This is a genomic window from Chryseobacterium sp. FR048, from assembly GCF_056844665.1.
This window is the reverse complement of sequence record NZ_JBXDSE010000006.1, coordinates 298,247-319,248: the sequence shown is the minus strand read 5'-3', so window position 1 is coordinate 319,248 and position 21,002 is coordinate 298,247. Positions and strand designations below refer to the sequence as shown.

The window sequence follows — 21,002 nt, the reverse complement described above, 5'->3', positions numbered from 1 at the left end:
TTGTGAATGAAGAGCTGCAGGTGCCATTGCGGCTCTTTTTTATTATTCTTTTTTTTTCGTATCTTGAACAGATGCAAGAGAATATAAGAAAGGAGTTTTTACCATTGGTTTCCCAACCGGGCTGGATTATGACCTGGCTGATCAGAGTTTTCGGAATAGGAATTTTGTTGTTGATGTTTATCATACTTGCGGTCTTTCCCTTCTTAGTTAGTGAAAATTTTAGAGTATTGGTAGTAGTTGGCATTCTGTATTATCCCGTTTGGGCTATCGCGATGTATCACTTTTTTCGTTTTATGAAAAAGGGCAGAAAAGAAACTATTATAAAAATTACGGTAGATGATCAAGGTCTCCATTATGACAAATTAGATGGAAATAGAAAGGAGATTCTTTACAGTCAGTTAGGGAAGTCATATCTTTCAGACAATTATGAAGTGCATCTCTCACAAATAAGAAAGACATGGGTACTCACTGTAGGAGTAGATGGCCAGGTAAACAAAGTTCTGTTTAACGAAACAGATCCGGGATATTCCTATTACACAAAAAATGGAAGAGCCTTGCGGGCCAGATTTGTAGAAGGAATTGTACGCTTCAGACCAGATTTGAAGATAGATCCTTTTGTATTTGAAGAACTCTGTATTCACCCGGAAAAATTCACATTCGATTTAAAAAGATATATGAAACATGTCTTTCAATGTGCCATTATTGTGGGGGCTTTCCTATTGATAAGTTTACTGCTTATATTCATCATTATAAAAATTGGATAGAAAGTAACAGTAAAATGTATCCGTTTTTCCCGGATTTGTATCATAAACCAATCGCTCAGAATATCTAATTTTACCCAATTATTGAAACCCTGTACAATGAGTACCAAAATATTGAGCATACCCGGATTTTGTAGCTATCTGAATGTAGGTGGTCCGAAGAGTGACGACCTTCACATTGTAGATTTTGAAACACAGAATGACATCCGGCTAAAATCCGAACCGGTGACCATCGATTTTTATCTTTTGGCAATCAAGCCGCCGATGGAGGTGAAGTTCACATCTTATTCGCTGGTGGAAGATCAGTCTGATTCTTCTTATATGTATGTAGACTGCCCGCAGAATACATTGGAGTGGGAGATTGCACCACCATTTTCAGGGCTTTGTATCATGGTAAATGCAAAATACCTTGAAAAATACGCCAAGGATTACAGCTTTGTACATTATAATAATCATGAAGCGCTTTTTCTTACCAAAGAAGAAGAAACCATTTTGTGGGATCTGTTCAGAAAGGCGAACCATGAATTTCAGAAAGAATATTACTCAAGAACGGTGATCATTTCCTATGTCAATCTCATTCTTACTTATGTCAAAGACTTTTATGACCGCCAGTTCGATACCAGGAGCGATATTTATCACAAGGTTATCGATGAATTTTACAAAAATCTGGAAAACTATTTCAGAGAAAACGAAAATGTGGCAGGGCTCCCTTCCGTAGCTTATTTCGCCCAGAAAAGTAACCTTTCCGCCAATTACTTTGGAGACCTTATCAAGCATTTTACAGGGCGGTCACCACTGGATCATATCCATGATTATGTGGTAAAACTGGGCAAAGACAAATTAAAAAACACCAGCCTTTCCGTGAGTGAAATATCGTACAGCCTCGGCTTCGATTATCCCAATTACTTTGCAAGGTTCTTCCGCAAAAAGACAGGACTATCTCCCAAAGTTTTTAGAAACCAATAAATATATAAGTAAAGGCAGCTCTTATGAGTTGTCTTTATTTTTTCAGGAGCTTTATCCCGCTATCCACTCATACTCCTCACGCCAAAACGCGCCTATTCCCAAACCCTCAGGTTCTCCTGCTCATGTTGCGGGGTAACCGTTTCTATCGGGGCTAGGAATATAATCCATAATAAGTAATTCTGTCGTTGAAACCCAATGATTGTGTAGTTATATCAATATCATCAATAGAATCGCTCTCTATCGGGGCTAGGAATGTAATCCGTAATAAATGATTTTGTCGTTGAAACCCAATGATTGCGAGGCATATCAATATCATCAATAGGAGTGGGCTTTAGCCCACTCAAATAAATAGGACCAATCCATCGGCTTTAGCCAAAACTTATCAAACATTTCATGAAAATTGATCATAAAAATATCCGCAATTCTCAATGGAAATCCCTGTGATGAGCGGGATACAAGCAAAAAAGTAAAATGTATCTGTTTTCAGGTAATGTGTTTCCGTTTCGGGACCGGAGATCGCCATACCTTTGGAGTATCAAAAAAGAGATGATAATCAAATCAATAACAAATAAAATACAAAGTCATGTCACAAGAAAAAATCAGTATCAAAAACGGAAACGGTCAGGGAATCATCCTATCTGCAATCATCAATTTCCCTGAAGGATTCGATCAGACCAAAAAATACCCTGCAATCGTAGTCTCTCACCCTGGAGGCGGAGTAAAAGAGCAGACAGCAGGTTTATATGCAGGAAAATTATCCGGGCATGGGTTCATTACAGTAGCTTACGATGCTTCTTATCAGGGAGAAAGTACTGGAGAGCCCCGTCAGTTGGAAAATCCATATATCAGAACAGAAGATGTAAGTGCTGTCATCGATTACCTAACGACTTTACCTTATGTAGATACCGATAATATCGGGGCTATGGGAATTTGTGCAGGAGCAGGATATACAGCCAATGCGGCGATCAATGATCATAGAATCAAAGCTGTGGGAATGGTAAGTGCAGTAAACATCGGATCTATGTTCAGAAACGGATGGGAAAACAATGTAAAAGATGCAGATGCATTGCCTTACTTACTGGCAGGCTCTAATGCAAGAACAGCTGATGCCGGTAATCCGGAAATTCAGACAATTCCTTTAGCACCTATGAGAGAAGAAGATGCTCCCAATGAAGAACTGAGAGAAGCGTGGGAATACTATCACACTGATCGTTGTCAATATCCTACAGCTCCGGGATTTGCTACAGCAAGAAGTCTTACACAGATTATTTCCTATGATGCCTATAACAAAGCAGAGGCTTTCTTTACACAACCGCTATTGGCTGTTGTAGGAAGTGTGGCCGGAAGTGCATGGATGAGTGATGACCTGCTTGAGCGTGCAGCATCCGCCGACAAAAGAAAATATATTGTAGAAGGAGCCAATCATATGTCTTTATATGACAGAGAAAATTATGTGAACGAAGCGGTAGGGCAATTAGTTCCATTCTTTCAGGAAAAATTAGTTTAATAAAAGCCATTTAGCAGTCAGATGAAAAGAAAAATCATCCATCGTTAAAAAACGCCAACCAATAATTAGCAATAAAAACAACAAAAAATGAATACACAATCCGTAACATTTAAAAACATTGCCTGGGATAATGCCGCAATATTAATTTTCCCGGCAGATTTTAACGGAAACAAAAAATATCCAACGGTCATTTCCATGCACCCTATCGGCAGCTGTAAAGAGCAAACGGCTGGAAATGTATATGGAAAAGCTTTAGCAGAGGCAGGATTTGTGGTGTTGGCATTCGATGCTTCTTTCCAGGGAGAAAGCGGTGGAACGCCCAGATATATTGAAAATCCATCTCAGCGTACCGATGATGTTCGCTATGCAATAGATTACTTGGAAACTTTACCTTATGTAGATACAGATAAAATAGGAATCTTAGGGATCTGCGGTGGTGGCGGTTATTCTTTGAATATTGCCATGACAGAAAAAAGAATTAAAGCCGTAGTTTCCATCACAGGGGTCAATTTCGGACGTTTATTGAGGGACGGGTTTGCGGGCGGAAGTCCTATGGAAGTCCTGGAAAATACAGCGAAACAGCGTTCTTCAGAAGCTGCAGGAAATGATGTGCTGACCATCAACATGTTGCCAGATTCGGTTGCTGCCGGAAAAGAAGCCGGAATCACAGATATTGATGTACTGGAAGCAACAGATTATTATAAAACCTCAAGAGGACAGGCTGCGGGAGGTGCAACCAGTGTGGTGCATTCCCATATGGCTGCCGGAATGGGTTGGGATGCATTTCATTTAAGCGAAACCTTACTCACACAGCCTATTTTAGTGGTGATTGGGGATAAACCGGGAGGTTTCGGAGCATATCGGGATGGATTTGAAATTGTGAGAAGAGCAGCCTCAGAAAAGAAAGAGCTATTGATCATCAAAGGATATTCACATTATGAATTGTATGACCAGCCGGAACCTGTAGCACAGGCATTGGCAAAAGTAATTCCCTTCTTCAGAGAAAATCTTTAGCCTGCTATCAATGCTGCCTTACGTCTATGTAGGATAGCATTTTTTTTATGCCATTTCATTAATAGGGCAGTTTTCAGAAATTATAATGTTGAGAGCAACTTTCAGCTTCCACCCAATTTAATCTTAGTTTCTTTACCCGAACTCAGAGCTCAATAATAAAAGCTCAACCAGTTAAAAAAATGAAAAAATCCAAAGCAAATGCTTATATTTATTTTCCTATTGGGGTTGAAAACCAGACAAAAGAAAGAATATTTATTGAAAAGTGATTTAATTTGGTTTAAAAATTAATTGAAAAACAAATGGTGGAAAATTTTATTTATTACTTAGGACTGGTTCTGGTAATTATTGGGGCTATTATGCTGGCCAACCGTTTAAAAGTGGCTTATCCTATTATCCTGGTTATTGCAGGGCTTCTGATCAGTTTTATTCCCGGTTTGCCAGCCATTAAAATTGATCCCGAGCTCATATTTATTATTTTTCTTCCTCCGCTACTGTATGAAGCCGCTTTTGCTGTTTCATGGAAGGAAATCTGGAAGTTGAGGCGTATCATTACCAGTTTCGCCTTTATTGTTGTTTTCCTTACCGCAATTTCGGTGGCTTTTGTGGCCAACTCATATATTCCCGGATTTTCATTGGCATTAGGATTTGTGCTGGGAGGAATTGTTTCACCGCCGGATGCCGTGAGTGCAGGAGCTATTTTAAAATTTGTAAAAGTTCCGAAAAATGTATCGACCGTTTTAGAAGGAGAAAGTTTATTCAATGATGCTTCCTCTCTGATCATCTTCAGATTTGCAATGGTGGCTGTGGCTACCGGGCAGTTTATATGGCAGGATGCTGCCACAAGCTTTGGCTGGATGGTATTTGGTGGGCTGGGAATAGGAGTTGTATTGGCTTTTATTTTTCTGAAAATTGAGAAAATATTTCCTACCGATGTCAATATGGATGCCATACTGAGTCTTGTTGCTCCTTATGTCATGTATATTGCGGCTGAAGAAGTTCATTCATCAGGCGTATTGGCGGTGGTAAGTGGCGGGCTTTTCCTTTCTGTAAGAAGGCATGAAATCTTCCGGACATCAGAATCCAGGCTGAGAGGCTCCAATGTGTGGGAAAGCTTTGTATTCCTGATCAATGGGATTGTCTTTTTGCTGATTGGGCTGGATCTTCCGGAGATTATGGTAGGATTAGATAAAGAAGGGATAGGCTTATCAGAAGCTGTTGGCTATGGATTACTAATAACTGCAGTTTTGATTGTCGTACGCTTTCTGGCTTCCTTTGGAGCAGTGTTCATTACCTTGATCATGCGGAATTTTATCAATGTAGCAGACAGAGATCCGGGAATGAAAGCGCCCATATTGATGAGCTGGACCGGGATGCGTGGGGTGGTTTCTTTAGCTGCCGCATTATCTATTCCGGTAGTGATGGAAAACGGACAGCCTTTTCCGCATCGTGATCTCATTCTGTTTATTACCTTTATTGTGATTCTTGCCACTTTGATCATTCAGGGACTGACGTTACCTGCCCTGATCAAAAAACTCAATTTATCCGATACAGGAGGCGGATATATGTCTGAAGAAGAGTCAGAACACTTTTTGCGAAGAGAAATGCGAAAGGTTGCCTTCAGGTATCTGGATGAAAATTATAAAGAAAGAAGAAACGAAAACGAATATTTCAACAGGCTGATGGACCGCTGGGAGCAGGAAGATAAAGAAGATTCCGTACACAAACTTTCTGATGAAGCCAAAGAGATTTATTTTGAAACCCTTGAACAGCAGCGGATCTGGCTTCGGGAAGAAAACAGACGTAATCCGAATATTGATGAAGAACATATAAGACATTATCTGACAAGGCTGGATCTGGAAGAGGAGAGACTAAGAATGTAAAAACAAAGAAATGAATTTAGTAAAACAGCTCGGGCAGTTTCCCGATGAAAAAAGAAAAGAATATTTCAGTACACTTCCCAATTATCTTAACGGGAAATTCCAGAATATTTTGGTTACCCCTCCGTTGCTGGAAGGGGAAAGCATGACAAAAGCACTGCTGCAAAGTCTGTGTAAAGTAGAAAATACTTCGCCTGCATCAGCATTGCCTCATGTGGTTACCGACCTGAAGAACCTCAATCCTGAAGAAAATGTTCTCGTGTGGTTTGGGCATAGCTCTTACTTCATCCAGATCGATGGGAAGAAATTTCTGATCGATCCTGTTTTCAGTGGAAACGCATCACCAATGCCCGGATCTATAAAAGCTTTTGAGGGAGCAGACTATTACAAACCGGAGCATATGCCTGAAATAGACTTCCTGCTCATTTCCCATGATCATTGGGACCATCTGGATTATATCACCGTTCAGGCTTTAAAAGACAGAGTAGGTAAGGTCATTTGTGGTCTGGGAACCGGACAGCATTTCGAATACTGGGGTTGGAACAATGATAAAATAATAGAAAAAAACTGGTGGGAAAGTATTGATATTGCTGAAGGTTTCAGAATTACCCTAACTCCGGCAAGACACTTCTCCGGCAGGCTGCTAAACCGGAATATTTCACTCTGGACTTCCTTTGTACTGAAAACCCCTTCCATGAATTTGTTTCTGGGAGGTGACAGTGGATATGGAAACCATTTTACCGAAATTGGAAACCAATATGGCCCGTTTGATCTTGCTGTTATGGAAAACGGACAGTATAACGAAAAGTGGCCTTACATTCATACCTTACCAGAGCAGCTTATGACAGAGATAAAAGAACTGAAGGCTAAGAACTTTATTCCCGTACACAATTCAAAGTTCAAGCTGGCACAGCATGCCTGGTTTGAACCTCTGCAGCTTGCTGCAAAATATGCAGAAGAAAATGAAATCCCGATTACCCTTCCGAAGATCGGGGAAAAAGTAAATCTGAATACCCTGGGAGAGACCATCTGGGAAAAATGGTGGGAAGAATATAGATAAGAAGTATTATGGTAAGATATACTTTATCCAAAACGTTTATAAAAAATAAAACCTGCCCATATTGAGCAGGTTTTTCTTTATTATCAAAAAAATAATCACTACTAAGGCTCCTTATGGGTTACTTTAGTATGGATGATGTCATAAAATACAGTAGGGTTGTTCACCGCATCCGGAGTGATTCTGTAAGTGAATGTAGTTTCGTTCAGAACCAGAATATCTACTACACGGGTGAAAGTTACATTCCCATTATTATCCAAGCCTACAAGAGTTCTTTTCTTTCCGTCAGGAGAGATCGTCCATGTTCCCTGAGATCTCAACACGTCGTTTAATCCGTAAATCTTGAAAGTTCCGTTAGCTTTGAAGTAAGAGTAGCCTACATATCCTGCAACGCTGGCATCATTTAAAGCTACATTATTTCCGCTTTTATCCTTAGCTCCTGTAGTTTCCCACGGAGTAGAAGCCAATGTAAGCTGTCCGTTGCTTGGTTCCGCATGAGCAGTTCTTGTATGGATGATGTCATAATAGATTGAAGGGTCGGCAGAATTAGGACGGATTCTATACGTGAATTCATTTCTATTCAGGACAAGAATTTCCACATCACGGGTAAAAATGACTGTTCCGTCAGGATTTAATGAAGCGATGGTTCTTGTCTTTCCCTGTGGATCTACAGACCATGTTCCTCTGGATCTCAATACATCGTTCAATCCATAAATTGCGAAGTTTCCATTCGCTTTGAAGTAAGCAAAGCCTACATATCCGGCAACGCTGGCATCCGTTAGAGCAACGCTGTTTCCATTTTTATCTTTAGCTCCTGTAGTTTCCCATGGAGTAGAAGATAGAACCTGTGAGGGCGTCTGCTGTTCGATGATCATGTCGTCATTATTATCAGAACATGCTACGAAAGATGCTGACAAAAGCATTGCGGCAGACAGATAACATAATTTTTTCAGTGTATTCATAAAAGTATTTTTTTAAGTCTTTGCAAAACTATCCAGAATAAATATCAATACGTTGTATAAAACATCTCTTTTGTTGTAAGAAATATAACAGATCATACAATGTAGTCAATGAATTGATATTACCATCCCGTTACCAGAAGATTTTTTGCCGCTTTTACACTGCATTTTTGGTATTTAGAATAGGCGAGTGCAGCCCGGCTTCTGATCTGTTCGGCAGATTCATTTCTTGTATATCCCGTTAGGGCATCATGCAGAATGTAGGCTTCCGGTGCCATCAGATGGCTGGTCCATAGCAGTGGATTGGCTTGGGTATCCCGGAGAAGAGGAGAGAAGAATCTTTTACTGTAGCAAGCCAGGATAATGCAATCTCTGGTTTTTCCATCTGTATTTTTAAAAGATTCAGACAGTTGAAAATCCATGAGTCCATCATGTCCTATATAAGAAACAAGGTGAGCGTTTCCATAGATTCCGATTTTTGTATTGTTGATAGCGATGACGTCTTTCATCTGGCCGGAATTGCTGTATAGAAAATCTTTAGTACAGTTTTCAATATACTGCCCGTCATAAGCATCAGCTACCAGATAATAACTTTTGTCAGCCACATTTTGAAAAATCAGCCTTTCCATTCTTATTGAATCCTTTTTCTCAGATTTTAAAAGCTTCCATTCTTTACTTTTGGTAAAATAAGTACGTACTCCATAGCCTGCACCCCAATACAGATTTTGATCAGGATCCTGTCCGTTCCCTATTTTTTCAGGAACAGGAACAATGCCTTGATATTTATTGTCACACAGAGCTACCAGAACATGAATCGTTCGGGTGTTTTTATCAAAGTTATCCACATTTTTCAGTTTTTTCTCAGTCTTCTCTGATGGCTGCCCAAAAATATTGGCAGTCGTTTCTTTTCCTTTAGAATCGCAGCTTAAAAGAAATAGACTCAAAGAAAACAGCCATAAAAAAAATGAAATGGGAGGTTGTATTTTCATCATTGATTGTGAATTTTATTAAAAATACAAATAAACCGTGAGATCATGCTGATTTTACCCCAAATATTGAAATTGAGTTTGAAACAGTACCGAATGATACAGAAAAAACAAAAGAGAATATTAAAATTTTATCTTTCACTGATTGAACAGATGTTGGTGAAAAATCTACGTGTTCTGCAAAATCCTCGGGAATTTTATTAATGGTGCGCCTATCTTTAATATAAAACAGTAAAAAATGCTCCAAAAATTCTATTTTTGAGTATGAATAACAGAAACCGTGGAAAAAATACAGGAGACGATACCTTATTCGCTTCTGAAAAGCAAATCAATAAACTGAGATCAGCCGTTCAGGATATGCAGTATCTGTTAACAAGAGAATACCCTGAAAAAGCAACGTCAGAACTTGTTGGAAACCGCTACAGGCTGAAGACCCGGCAAATACAGGCTCTAAGAGGTGCTTCAGCTTCAGAAGGGCAGCTTCACAACCGAAAACGGAAAGAATTAGAAGCTTCAGATTTAACCGAAAAAACGATTTATCTGGATGGATTTAATGTTTTGATCCTATTAGAAAGCTTATTGTCAGAAGCCTATATTTTTGAAGGGGCCGACGGATGTTTTCGAGATCTTTCCGGAGTTCATGGAACTTATAAGCGGGTCAACCAAACGCTGAGAGCCGTAGAAGCTGTTGCAGCATTTTATCATAAAAATCACATTCAGAAGTTAGTCTGGATTTTTGATCAGCCGGTTTCCAACAGTGGAAGAATCAAACAGATCATCCTGGAGTTTGCCACAGAAAATAACCTCAACTGGGAAGCAGAATTACAATATAATCCGGATAAGTTTCTGGCGGAAAGCTCAGAGATTATTGTTTCTTCCGATGCCTGGATTCTGGATCACTGCAAAGAATGGTTCAATCTTATCGGGTATCTGATCAGAGAAGAAAACCTTTCCGTTAACCTGATAAAAATGGTATAGAAATGAATCTTATCGAAAAATATATTCCCTTAATTTCCAACTCCTGGAAAGAAAAATACCAGGTAGTTCTGGCTGAAGAACATTTGAAAAACCTGGCTGATCATCTCCGAAAATTCCAAAACCATACTTTAGACTGGGATCTGCCTTATTTTAATGAAGAAATTAAAATCGACAGATCTGAGAGCTTTCAAAAATTTATTAGCCTATTGGAAAATAACGGTTCTGATTCGGTAAAAGCCGGAATGTTGGAAGCTATTCCGTTTGAACATTGGCTGAATGTACTGGGGCAGAGACTTACCTCAGCAAGTATCCGTGATGAAAATGCTGTTCCGCCTTTGAAAAGTATGTTGATCAAAGCCTGTGAAGAACCTTTCAATTCTGAAATCACGATTGCCCAGAGAGCCTGGGAAAAACATATCGGAAGAATGGATGATGATTTCTGGGGAGAGATTAAAGGAAACAATCAGCAGAAACAAGAGAAAGTGATGGCTAAAATCCATTATATCCTTGACCATACCACCTGGTGGAATGTCTTTTTTCACTATAAACACGAATTGGTCTTTGAAGTCAGAGAAAAAGAAGGTCACGGCATTCGTTGGAGTCATGGTGGAACTAAACTGATCGGGTTTCTGGAAAAATTTATCAACGAATAAACGCTTATTCCGGACACTCAAAATTCCATCCTCTTTTTTGCCTTTTCACCCTTTTACTTTTAATTTTTTTTGCTGCGTAAAAAGATTGCGCACTACCTCCATAGCTTTGCAGATATAAAAACAGAAACTATGGATTTTTCAGAACAAAAATTTTCAGCAGAAGAATGGGAAATATGTCTCAAGGTACTTAATGCCCTGAAAAATGATCCTTTTCAGAACCCTGATAACGAAAAATTTTCAGGACTGATAACGAAAATTCATAAGAATGCCAAAAAACAGAGCCGAATCGAGAATTATGCTGAGATGAAGTCTCATGACCTTGCGGTACATTCAGGTTCTGTACTGATGCAAAAGGCATTGGCAGGAGTTTCTGCTTTTTATGATGATGAAAAAGAAAATACCCAGCTCACAAAACTTCAGATCCCTAAAAACTGCTACTGCTGTAACCGAAGCTATCAGTATGCCCATTCTTTTTACACAAGATTATGCCCTCAGTGTGCCGGAGAAAACTATGAAAAACGTTTTGAAACCGTAGACCTTACAGGGAGAAACGTAATTCTTACAGGAGGTAGGGTGAAAGTAGGTTTTGCCACGGCATTGAAACTGTTGAGAAACGGGGCCAATTTGGTTTTGACAACCCGTTTCCCGGCACTGGCGATGGAATTGATGCAGCAGGAAGCAGATTACGAAAGCTGGAAAGACAGACTTTGGGTATATGGTCTGGATCTTAGAAATCTAAAAGCGATTCAGGATTTTACAGACTTTTTCAAAGCTCATTTTGATACCCTGGATATTCTGATCAACAATGCTGCTCAGACCATCAAATATCCTGATGAATATTACCTTCCGGTGATACAGCGTGAACAGTTGAAACTGAAAGAATTTAAAAACAATCAGAGACTGATCCCCAATCAGACAGAGATTTCCAGAGAAGCCGCAAAATTGGAATATGCTCCGGATGAAATGACTCAAGTTGCACTTACCCGTTTTGGGCAGCCTGTGGATAACAGAGACAAGACAAGCTGGAATTCCACCCTGGAGGAAGTTTCGATGTATGAATTGGTAGAAGTAAACCTTATTAATCATATTGCCCCTTATTTCCTGATCAAGGAGCTTAAACCTTTGATGAAAAACTCAGGATATAAAGAAAAGTTTATCATCAATGTGACTTCTTCAGAAGGAATCTTCAGCTATGAAAACAAAACGGTGTTTCATCCGCATACCAATATGACGAAGGCAGCACTCAATATGATGACGCTTACCTCTGCAAGAGAATTTGAGAAAGATCAGATTTATATGAGTGCCGTAGATGTGGGATGGATTTCTACCGGAGCCAAGGAAAGTCTCAGAAAAAAACAATTTGAGCAGGGATATATCCCACCTCTGGATTCTGTAGATGGAGCAGCGAGAATTTTGCATCCCATAGCAGAGGGCATAAAAGGAAATTACCTGAGCGGAGTTTTATTGAAAAACTATAAAATTCATACCTGGTAAATTCAAACGGAGATAATAGTATTAAAAATGGAAAAATACATTTCTGCTAAAATGAGTTGCAGGTTCGAGTCCTGCTTATCTCCCAATAAAAATTGAATCGTAGTTTAATGAAGAACGCTGCCCTCCAGAGCAGAAGTTACGGGTTCAAGTCCTGTACGTTTCATAGGAGTACATAGTTCAGCAGTGAAGAATGCTGCCATTGCACGGCAGAGGTCGCAGGTTCGAGTCCTGCTGTACTCCCTGAGATGGAGATAATAGTTTAATGGAAGAACCATTCTTTGCCCGGAATTGATGCAGGTTCGAATCCTGCTTATCTCCCCAATAATAGAGTAAAAGAAATAGTTTAATTTGGAAAAACTTATTCTTACTGAGTGCATTATCGGTTCGATCCCGGTTTTCTTTTACTTTTAAAAAATAATATCATGTTTAAAAAATTATTATCTTTTTTCAAAATTATCGATGAAGTTCAGGTACCTGCTTCTATAAAGCGGGAAGCTGTTCATACTCCTGTAAAAAAAGAAGCGAAAATACTTTTCGAAACCGAGGTTCACTCTGAAATGATACCAGAACAAAGAAAGATAGAAAGAAAAGAATTTAAAGTTCAGGTACCCGTTTCAATACAGCATGAAGCCGATTATAAATCTCTGAAAGAAGAAGTGGAAATATTTCCTGAAGCTGAGGTTCACTCTGAAATAATACCGAAACAAAGAAAGATAGAAAGAAAAAGAAAAGAGATTAAAGACTTTGATGAGCATACGCGAGGATACAAAAAATATTGTCTTGAAAAAACGAGCAATCAGCATATCATGAAAACTTCATCCTATAAGGTGATCGACCGTAATGACAGTACCGAAACATTTTTGATCGAGGAAGATGCTTTTATTACCCATGCCGAACATAGAATGCTGCGGATAGAAAGTCCCTATTTTGTAAAGTACATTCAGCAGGAATACAATCCGATAACCAAAATGAACGAAAATGCATACGACTAATACCATCAAACGATATAAAATATTTTCTGAAGAGGATCTACAGAAGCTACATCCCGGTGAATATGCGTCCATAGAGATTTATGCAAAAAATATGACCTTTGGTTTCACGGAGATAGAAGGAAATCTGCTGTTGCGTGGAGAAGGCTGTCATTTTCCGAATCTGGTGAACATTAGCGGAAACCTTTCTATAGATGCAGGAAACTGTGTTTTGCCAGAGCTTAAATCAGTTGGCGGAAGCTTTGCCATGCATTGTAAAGCAACCCTGGATAAACTTGAAAAAGTAAAAGGAGATTTTAAATGTATTGTTAGTTTTTTCTTTAAAAAAGCAATAAAAATTGAAGGAAGTGTTGAATTGAAAAATGCAGAGGTATATACAGGAAATATAAAACTGGCTAATATCAGAAGACTGATTGCGGTCAATCATCAATATCAGGTTGATTTCCTGCCGAAAGACGGAATTTTTAACGTAGATGTCTTTGCCGATGATATTACCTTCTTACACCAGGAGATTCGTGGAAAGGTCAATATTTATGGCAGCAATATTTCTTTTCCCAACCTTGAATTGATTCAGGGACAGCTTAAAATTGAAGCCCGGAATAAGAAAGATCCTGATTTTGAACATGATTTTCCGGTTCTGAAAAAAATGGTTGGAAATCTGACTGTAGATAAAACTAAAATGTCTTTTCCTGAGCTGAAGGAAGTTGTGGGAAATATTGAAATCAAAAATAATTCTTATGTAAAGTTTCCCATACTGGAAAAGTCAGGAAGTATTTTAATAAAAGAGCATGCAGGGGCGGCGCTTCCGGTTTTGAGAGAAGTCAACGGGGATCTTAAGAATTATGGTTTTGAAACCTGCTATCTGACGGAGTTACAGATCGTAAAGAACAATTTTTCTACCCATCAGATCCTTGCAAAAAATATTGTGGAAGTGGGAAATCTGATGATGGGTAAATATTGTGAATTCGAGCATCTGAAAAAAATTAGAGGTATTGTCAACAGTGGTGAGAGTTTTAATTACAAATCGCTGGAATATCTCGGGTATCTGATCAATGAAAAACAGAAAAGTTCGAAATTGCCTTCATTAAAAAAGATTGGGCATTATGTGTATAATGAGAACGATGGGTATGAAGATCTGGCTGACCAGATTTATTTTAAAGTAAAAGACAACCTGCATATTACAAAGAATACGTGTTATATAATGCGTGAACTTTCCAATAATCTATATTCCAATTTTCTTCATCCGCTGAAGAAACTGGTTTCCATCTTAAAATTGAGACATACAAGTTTTCAAAACTTTCTTACCCGTGAATACGAAAGAGAATGGACGAATTACGCTTCGCCTCATTTTATGAAAATTTTAAAGAATATGGAGAGGATCTGGGAGGAAACGGAGCCTATCCGGTACGAAGAGTTTTTTACCCATTACGACAGAGATTTCAGACTCTTCTGCTTCAGCTATATGGGAGTGGGAACATTGATGAAAAAACTGGAAGCAAAGAAGATTAATCAGGAAAAGATTCTGGTCAATTATTTTGAATACGATAAACATGGCAATAAAATATCGGTACGAAGAAGCAATCACTACGAAGTATATGAAGTGGAAAATGAGAAATTCAGAGTTTTTATCCGGAGCAGGGAACGTCATTCTTATGCTGTAAAATGCTGGTGTCCGTCTACCATGGAAGAACACTGGTTGTGGATAGAACCACAGTATAAAGATAATGCACTGACTGCAATCGCTTCTACCTTCAGAATTCATGAGAACATTATCCCTCATATAAAATGTCTGAAGAGACAGGGAGATCTGTTGATTTGTGAGCTGGAATCAGAGGTACTGCCGAAAGGAAATGTAAGGCCTTTAACAGCCAAAGAATACTTCAGCCTTCTGGAAGCAGAGGCATAATATGATAGAGCAAGAACAATAGTTTAACTGGAAAAACACTCCGAGCTGAGGTTGAGTTGCCGGTTCGATCCCGGTTTGTTCCTGTTTTTTAAAAAAATTAAAACTATGGAAGAATTAAGATCAATATTACATACGATAATCAAAGAAAAACAAGGGTATATCACATTCCTTACCGGAGCCGGAATTTCAGCAGAAAGCGGACTTCCTACTTACCGCTCTATAGACGGGATCTGGATCAAGGGAACCAAGTATCACCGCCCGGAAGAATTCGGAACCTTCAGGTATTTCAGTCAGGAGACCGAAGAAGTCTGGCAGTACAATCTTTTCTGGAAAAAGCTGATCGCTGAAGCACAACCGAATGACGGGCATTATGCATTAACGGAGATTGAGGCACTTTTAGGAGATCGGTTTAAACTCATTACCCAGAACGTGGACGGTCTTCATCAAAGATCAGGAACACAGAAAGTATATGAGATCCACGGAAACAAACAGAAAGTGCGTTGTTCAAAAGAATGCAGCGGACCTATCGACTTTCCTGAGACCGTAAAGCAGAAGGAGTATACGGAAGACCTTACTCAAGAAGATATAGAAAATCTGAAGTGTAAAAAATGTGGAAGCTGGCTGAGACCGCATACATTATGGTTTGATGAATCCTATAACGAAAAATATTATCACTTTGATACGGCTTATGATATTGCTGATCATACTGATATTTTGTTTGTTGTAGGGACTTCAGGATCTACAGCTTTGCCTGTCAATATTGTGGAAACAGTGAAGATACGGGCAAAACATGTGGTCATTATCAATCCGGAAAATGATACCTATTTCCACTATATTCTCAGAGGGATGAAAACATTGGTTTCTGTACAGGAAAGCAGTTCTGCTGCATTGCCTCAACTGAAAATAATGATCGAAGAAATACTAAAGGCTTAATCTTTTATAATAAAATGGAAGCAGTAGTTTAATGGAAAAACAAACCCTGCTAAGGTAGATTGCGGGTTCGAGCCCTGCCTGTTTCCCTTTTTATACTGAAACAAATGGTTAATTTTTTTAAATTTAAAGATTAAACTAATATGCCATTTCTAAATCAAATAAGTCATGAAATATATTCTACTTACCGTTTCTGCTTTGATGTTGCTTTCATGTAAGAAAGGAAAAGAAAATACAGGAACTGAAAAGAAAGACACCATTGCAGCCGTAAAAGCTCCCGAAGTCATTCCGCAGAAAGAGGTTGATATTCTTAAAATATTACTGGATGAAGAAATAAAAGAAAGCAAACCGGATGAAGTAGATTATAAGGGCTATTATGCTTCCTTTCCCAATGATGGAGATTCTTACAATGTGACTTTTCATAAAATAGCCTCTGATGATTTTAACAATGACGGGGTCACGGATTATATCGTAGAACGTGATTCGGAGGGCATGTTGGGCGGAAATGCCAATACCAATGCTCAGATACTATATGTGATCATTGGGAAAAATAATAATATCAGCGAAAAGCATGAAATATTAATGTCTGCCCCTTTTTCTTACAATATTCTGGATGGAGTCTCCTATGAAGGAGGAAAATTAAAAGCTTCAGCCATTCAGAACTACCGTGCTTATAGCGTGCCAGTGGATAGTCTGCAGTCTACAGAGCTGTCTTTTACTTACAAAGATGGAAACGTGTATGAAGAATCTTATCTTACCGGATGCGTTCTTGGAAAATGGAAAAATAAAAAGATTTTCAATGCTCCTACAGAATACCGCAGAAGTATTGATGAGCATAATTATACGGAAACACTTCATGAAAAGTACTTGTCAGGTAATTTTGAAATTTCTGCGGAGCTTTCAGGATGTGACAATATGGAGGTAACCTTCGATGGAGTCTACAAAACAACAGATACAAGCTCAAAATCTATTTTGGAAAAAAGAAAATACCTGATGGATTTTCTGGTTAAAAATACCAGTCTTCAGAAAGAATTATCTGTGATCAGGACGTATTATCTGACCCATCAGCCATCGGATGATTTTATCCGTATCGGAGATCTTTCGTTCAAAATTTTTACAGAGAAAAAGAAAGGAGAAATTGACATAAGACTTGTCATTACAAAAGGAGATAATCCTAATCAAAATGAAAACTGGGATATTGTGACCCGGAGAAAATAATAATTATAATAAAAAATAGAAAAACAAATGAATACATATATTGATATTGGCATTAATCTGACCAATAAACAGTTCTATAACGAACACGAAGAAATTATCAACCGTGCCCTGGACAACGGAGTAGATCATATTATTCTCACAGGCACAAGCGTAAGAGGAAGTAAAGAATCAGCTGAAATAGCGGAAGATTATCCTGAAATTTTATTTTCAACAGCAGGAATTCATCCTCATGATGCCAAATCTTTTAACGGAGAAAGTATCCATGAGCTTAGAAAATTATTGAAGCAGGATCATGTAATCTCAGTAGGAGAGTGCGGTCTTGATTTCGATCGTGATTTCTCACCAAGACCCATTCAGGAAAAATGCTATAAAGCTCAGCTTGAATTGTCAATAGAAGTTGATAAACCGCTTTTCCTTCATGAAAGATCGGCATTCAAAAAATTTAATGAGATCACGGATGAATACCTTTCAAAATTACCAAAAGCCGTAGTGCATTGTTTTACCGGAACACTGGAAGAAGCAAAAATATATCTGGATAAAGGATTTTATTTAGGTTTCACCGGAGCGATCAGTGATGAGAAAAGATTTAAGCATCTGGAAGAAGTGATAAAATATGTACCGCTCGACAGGATGATGATTGAAACAGATGCCCCTTTCATGCTTCCGAAGAATATGCCCAGAATGCAGAACAGGCGGAATGAACCTTCATTTTTACCTTATGTAGCGCAGACCATTGCCCATCTGAAGAAACTCAGTATTTCCGAAGTGGCTGACGAAACTACAGAAACTACCCGAAATTTTTTCAGGCTATAAAAAAGAGCTCTACTGATACAGTAAAGCTCTTTTTTTATTGCAAAATTGCAAAACTGCAAAAAGGTTAAAATTATTGTAAAAACAAGCAGTCTAAGCCATCCACCATCATCACCTTCCTCTACATCTCAACCCTCTTCACCTCCTTCATCCTGTTCGCCTTCTCCGCCTTCTCCGCTTTCTTAGCTCCCTTAGCGTTCTTCGCTCTTTTACCTTTTCACCCTTTCCTCTACAAACTCTTAATCGCCGATTCCAAAGCCAATTCCATCATCGGATTCAAAGCCTTTTCTCTTTCGTCAGCAGAAATTTTTTCATGAGTTGGGATAATGTCAGTTACCGTAAGGATCGTAGCTGCATTTTTTCCTAAATGTTGTGCGTTGGCAAACAATCCAAAAGCTTCCATTTCTACTGCAGGGCAGTTGTATTTTGTAGCAATAGCAGGAGTCTCAGGATCTTTTCTGTAGAAAATATCACTACTGTGGATGTTGATAGCCTTAGCGTTTAATGATAATTCTTTAGACGTTTCGTTGATTGTGTTGAAGATATTCCCCTGGTGAGAAAGAATTTCATCTTCAATTCCCCATGCATATTTAGCATAAGTACTTTCGCTGGCAGCCTTTTCAATATTTAAAATATCAAAAAGCTTAAGGTCTGTATTGTATGCACCACAAGTCCCGATTCTGATGATTGTATCTACTTCATACTCTGTAAATAACTCAAAAGAATAGATCCCGATGCTCGGAAAACCCATTCCACTGGCTCCTACAGTGATCTCTTTACCTTTATAAAGTCCTGTATAATAAAAGATACCTCTGGTTTTGCTTACCAGTTTGGCATTCTCTAAATAATTTTCAGCAATATACTGTGCACGAAGCGGATCCCCCGGCTGTAATACTACTTTGGCAATTTCACCTTTTTTTGCACTGATGTGAATACTCATAATGTTATTTTGAATGAGGCAAATATAATAACTTTTAGATTGTCTTTCTCATTATGAGGAGTGAAAGGGTGCTGCAATATAAACCCGATACAATGCATAAAATGGTATCAATAAGTATTTTAAATATGAAGAGATACCAAGTCTTTTGAAAACTTCATATTCTATTAGTAAGAAAATAGTATAGCAAATACCACAATCCTGTCGAAAATTTTGATTCCTGTTTTTTAAGCTTAAATAATGGATGCCAGATTGAAATAATGACAGGGGGAAATTCCTAAACCTAACAGGTTTCAAAAGCCTGGTAGGTTTTCATAGACGGTTTAAAAATAACAGAACCTATCACAAATTTATTAAACGCACTGATTTTCACTCCAATACAAACCTCTTAAAAACCATTTTAATTGCCACTAATGCACGAATAAAAGAAAAAATTCGTGCATTCGTGGCAAAAAATAAGCGTAGCTCATACTCAAAATCCCCGATCTTCTTGCATCCTAAAAATATACGCATTATAAGAAACCCCCTTTGCGCCCCTGCGTTTCCCAACCTGCTTAAAATATCCATTTACAACCCCATCTAAACCAACCCGATTTTCATCCATAAAAACACTCTTTTTCATTATTTTTTTATCTCTTTCTAAAATTCTTCACGAAGAATCATCATTTAACACCAATCCTGGCCTTAAAAATTTTATTCTCAGCGAAATAGTTTTATTTTTGTTAGATGATGGAAACCAAATCACCGTTTTTGGACACGATCTTTCTGCTCAGAAAGAATGAATGCATAACCCTTTTCTCCAACTTGCAGGAAATTTCCTCAAAAGAAGAGTCGGAGGTGGGGGATTATTTCGAGGCAGAATTCGAAAAAGAAAGACTTGAATTCTTATCGGATCAGCTTACCTGCAACAAAGAGGCTGCAGTCTGGGCTGCTAAAGTTCTGTATCATAGTGCCCAGCTTTATCTTATCAGAGAAAATACCGCAAAAAACATTGATAAACTGGTTCCAGGATTTAAAGCAAAAAGGGATATATCTTCCATTTTGTCTGCAGACCTTTCCCTCAGATTCTTACCGCAGATCATTCTTTCCCTGAATGCGGTGGATCCGGAAGATCCTTTAATTACAATACTTGAAAATATTCTTACCGAATTTCATTACTCAGGAATAGGATATGACCTTGACCTGAAAACTGTAAATTGGGAGGCTGAACTTAAAGATCCCACTTACCGAAAATTATATCTGGAAAGAATTGTTGAAAAAAAAGACTACCGACTGGCGGAAATTCCGTTGATCAATAAACTACTAATAGCCGAATTCGGAATGCATAAAGACGCATTCTGGAGAGAATTAAAAACAATAGCCGAAGAACATGGAAACTTATGAAAAAGTATTTGAATTTTTAACTGACCCTACCAAAGAAACATTTCTGAAATGCAGGGAACTGATCATTAACAATCCGGAATATGATCCCTATTCAGACGATACCGGAACTATGCTGGATCTTTTAAACAGTGGAAAATATGAAGAGGTTGTAAAATATGTAAATATCAATATCCTGTTGAGCCCCAGCGCTCATATTTATAAATATTTCGCTTATAAAGAGCTGGAAAATGAAAAAGCAAAAAACATAGAAATGATGATTGTGGAGACCCTCTTTGAATGTATCGAAAAAACAGGGGCGGGAACCAAAGATTCACCTTATATTATCACACGGATTTCCGATGAAAGAGATCTGATCAGACAGCATTTCAATAAACAGGATGTATCCCAAAGGCTGGTGAAAGAGGGAGACCAGATTCTGGATGTTCTCAGACTGGAGGATGGAACGGATGTCTATTTTGATATTAAAACCCTTTATCAGAGGCTGGCTTTCTCTTTCAACAAAAGAAATCAGGAAGCAGAAAAAGAGAAAGGGGAAAAATCACAAAAGAAAAAATGGTGGAATTTTTAATTTTTTAAT

General features: G+C 38.4%; 19 protein-coding genes and 5 tRNA genes. 21 read left to right on the top strand and 3 right to left on the bottom strand.

The features are described from left to right. The first annotated feature begins 71 nt into the window (after positions 1 to 71). From AC106K_RS18225 to AC106K_RS18200, 6 genes are all read left to right on the top strand, one after another. Positions 72 to 764 carry a hypothetical protein gene (locus tag AC106K_RS18225; RefSeq protein WP_482446872.1) on the top strand — a complete coding sequence of 231 codons (693 nt, stop codon included), beginning with the start codon at positions 72 to 74 and terminating at the stop codon, positions 762 to 764. 96 nt (positions 765 to 860) lie between these two features. Further along, complete coding sequence (locus tag AC106K_RS18220) at positions 861 to 1,727, top strand: helix-turn-helix domain-containing protein (protein WP_482446871.1); 867 nt, start codon at positions 861 to 863, stop codon at positions 1,725 to 1,727. Between the two features lie 583 nt (positions 1,728 to 2,310). Continuing rightward, positions 2,311 to 3,234 (top strand): alpha/beta hydrolase, encoded by a 924-nt coding sequence (locus AC106K_RS18215; RefSeq protein ID WP_482446870.1) that lies wholly within the window; start codon positions 2,311 to 2,313, stop codon positions 3,232 to 3,234. An 87-nt stretch (positions 3,235 to 3,321) separates the two neighbouring features. Continuing rightward, on the top strand, positions 3,322 to 4,248 hold the full coding sequence (locus tag AC106K_RS18210; RefSeq protein ID WP_482446869.1) for an alpha/beta hydrolase: 927 nt from the start codon (positions 3,322 to 3,324) through the stop codon (positions 4,246 to 4,248). Positions 4,249 to 4,547: 299 nt separating this feature from the next. After that, complete coding sequence (locus AC106K_RS18205) at positions 4,548 to 6,128, top strand: Na+/H+ antiporter (protein WP_482446868.1); 1,581 nt, start codon at positions 4,548 to 4,550, stop codon at positions 6,126 to 6,128. Positions 6,129 to 6,138: 10 nt separating this feature from the next. After that, the gene (locus AC106K_RS18200; RefSeq protein WP_482446867.1) at positions 6,139 to 7,185 is read left to right on the top strand and encodes an MBL fold metallo-hydrolase; all 1,047 of its coding nucleotides are present in this window, start codon (positions 6,139 to 6,141) and stop codon (positions 7,183 to 7,185) included. Between the two features lie 101 nt (positions 7,186 to 7,286). Here the strand turns inward: AC106K_RS18200 and AC106K_RS18195 are convergent, their stop codons facing one another. Together AC106K_RS18195 and AC106K_RS18190 are read right to left on the bottom strand one after the other, a co-directional pair. Beyond that, complete coding sequence (locus AC106K_RS18195) at positions 7,287 to 8,144, bottom strand: DUF4822 domain-containing protein (RefSeq protein WP_482446866.1); 858 nt, start codon at positions 8,142 to 8,144, stop codon at positions 7,287 to 7,289. Between the two features lie 119 nt (positions 8,145 to 8,263). Beyond that, positions 8,264 to 9,133, bottom strand: a complete 870-nt coding sequence (locus AC106K_RS18190; protein ID WP_482446865.1) for a hypothetical protein — start codon at positions 9,131 to 9,133, stop codon at positions 8,264 to 8,266. Between the two features lie 258 nt (positions 9,134 to 9,391). Between AC106K_RS18190 and AC106K_RS18185 the strand changes: the two genes are divergently transcribed. From AC106K_RS18185 to AC106K_RS18125, 13 genes are all read left to right on the top strand, one after another. Continuing rightward, positions 9,392 to 10,105 carry a DUF434 domain-containing protein gene (locus tag AC106K_RS18185; RefSeq protein WP_482446864.1) on the top strand — a complete coding sequence of 238 codons (714 nt, stop codon included), beginning with the start codon at positions 9,392 to 9,394 and terminating at the stop codon, positions 10,103 to 10,105. A 2-nt stretch (positions 10,106 to 10,107) separates the two neighbouring features. Next, on the top strand, positions 10,108 to 10,758 hold the full coding sequence (locus AC106K_RS18180; RefSeq protein WP_482446863.1) for a hypothetical protein: 651 nt from the start codon (positions 10,108 to 10,110) through the stop codon (positions 10,756 to 10,758). Between the two features lie 129 nt (positions 10,759 to 10,887). Beyond that, a complete protein-coding gene (locus tag AC106K_RS18175) occupies positions 10,888 to 12,252 on the top strand; it encodes an SDR family NAD(P)-dependent oxidoreductase (protein ID WP_482446862.1) in 1,365 nt (454 codons plus the stop codon). Positions 12,253 to 12,261: 9 nt separating this feature from the next. Then, positions 12,262 to 12,335, top strand: a tRNA-OTHER gene (locus AC106K_RS18170). 83 nt (positions 12,336 to 12,418) lie between these two features. Next, positions 12,419 to 12,492, top strand: a tRNA-Ala gene (locus tag AC106K_RS18165). Positions 12,493 to 12,500: 8 nt separating this feature from the next. Continuing rightward, a tRNA-OTHER gene (locus AC106K_RS18160) sits at positions 12,501 to 12,573 on the top strand. Positions 12,574 to 12,674: 101 nt separating this feature from the next. Further along, entirely contained in the window at positions 12,675 to 13,244 is a 570-nt protein-coding gene (locus AC106K_RS18155) for a hypothetical protein (protein ID WP_482446861.1), read from the top strand. Then, positions 13,231 to 15,147 carry a hypothetical protein gene (locus tag AC106K_RS18150; RefSeq protein WP_482446860.1) on the top strand — a complete coding sequence of 639 codons (1,917 nt, stop codon included), beginning with the start codon at positions 13,231 to 13,233 and terminating at the stop codon, positions 15,145 to 15,147. The genes AC106K_RS18155 and AC106K_RS18150 overlap by 14 nt, the downstream gene beginning before the upstream one ends. Before the next feature lie 13 nt (positions 15,148 to 15,160). Beyond that, positions 15,161 to 15,230, top strand: a tRNA-Leu gene (locus AC106K_RS18145). A gap of 22 nt (positions 15,231 to 15,252) precedes the next feature. After that, entirely contained in the window at positions 15,253 to 16,080 is an 828-nt protein-coding gene (locus AC106K_RS18140; protein WP_482446859.1) for an SIR2 family NAD-dependent protein deacylase, read from the top strand. A gap of 17 nt (positions 16,081 to 16,097) precedes the next feature. Then, positions 16,098 to 16,166, top strand: a tRNA-Ser gene (locus tag AC106K_RS18135). Between the two features lie 79 nt (positions 16,167 to 16,245). Then, the gene (locus AC106K_RS18130) at positions 16,246 to 17,295 is read left to right on the top strand and encodes a hypothetical protein (protein ID WP_482446858.1); all 1,050 of its coding nucleotides are present in this window, start codon (positions 16,246 to 16,248) and stop codon (positions 17,293 to 17,295) included. A gap of 27 nt (positions 17,296 to 17,322) precedes the next feature. Continuing rightward, positions 17,323 to 18,108 (top strand): TatD family hydrolase, encoded by a 786-nt coding sequence (locus tag AC106K_RS18125; RefSeq protein WP_482446857.1) that lies wholly within the window; start codon positions 17,323 to 17,325, stop codon positions 18,106 to 18,108. Positions 18,109 to 18,334: 226 nt separating this feature from the next. On the opposite strand, the gene deoD is transcribed toward AC106K_RS18125, so the two are convergent. Beyond that, positions 18,335 to 19,045 carry a purine-nucleoside phosphorylase gene (gene deoD, locus AC106K_RS18120; protein WP_047096511.1) on the bottom strand — a complete coding sequence of 237 codons (711 nt, stop codon included), beginning with the start codon at positions 19,043 to 19,045 and terminating at the stop codon, positions 18,335 to 18,337. Between the two features lie 747 nt (positions 19,046 to 19,792). Between deoD and AC106K_RS18115 the strand changes: the two genes are divergently transcribed. Together AC106K_RS18115 and AC106K_RS18110 are read left to right on the top strand one after the other, a co-directional pair. Continuing rightward, complete coding sequence (locus AC106K_RS18115; RefSeq protein ID WP_482446856.1) at positions 19,793 to 20,425, top strand: hypothetical protein; 633 nt, start codon at positions 19,793 to 19,795, stop codon at positions 20,423 to 20,425. Continuing rightward, a complete protein-coding gene (locus tag AC106K_RS18110; RefSeq protein WP_482446855.1) occupies positions 20,412 to 20,993 on the top strand; it encodes a hypothetical protein in 582 nt (193 codons plus the stop codon). The genes AC106K_RS18115 and AC106K_RS18110 overlap by 14 nt, the downstream gene beginning before the upstream one ends. Positions 20,994 to 21,002: the final 9 nt, after the last annotated feature.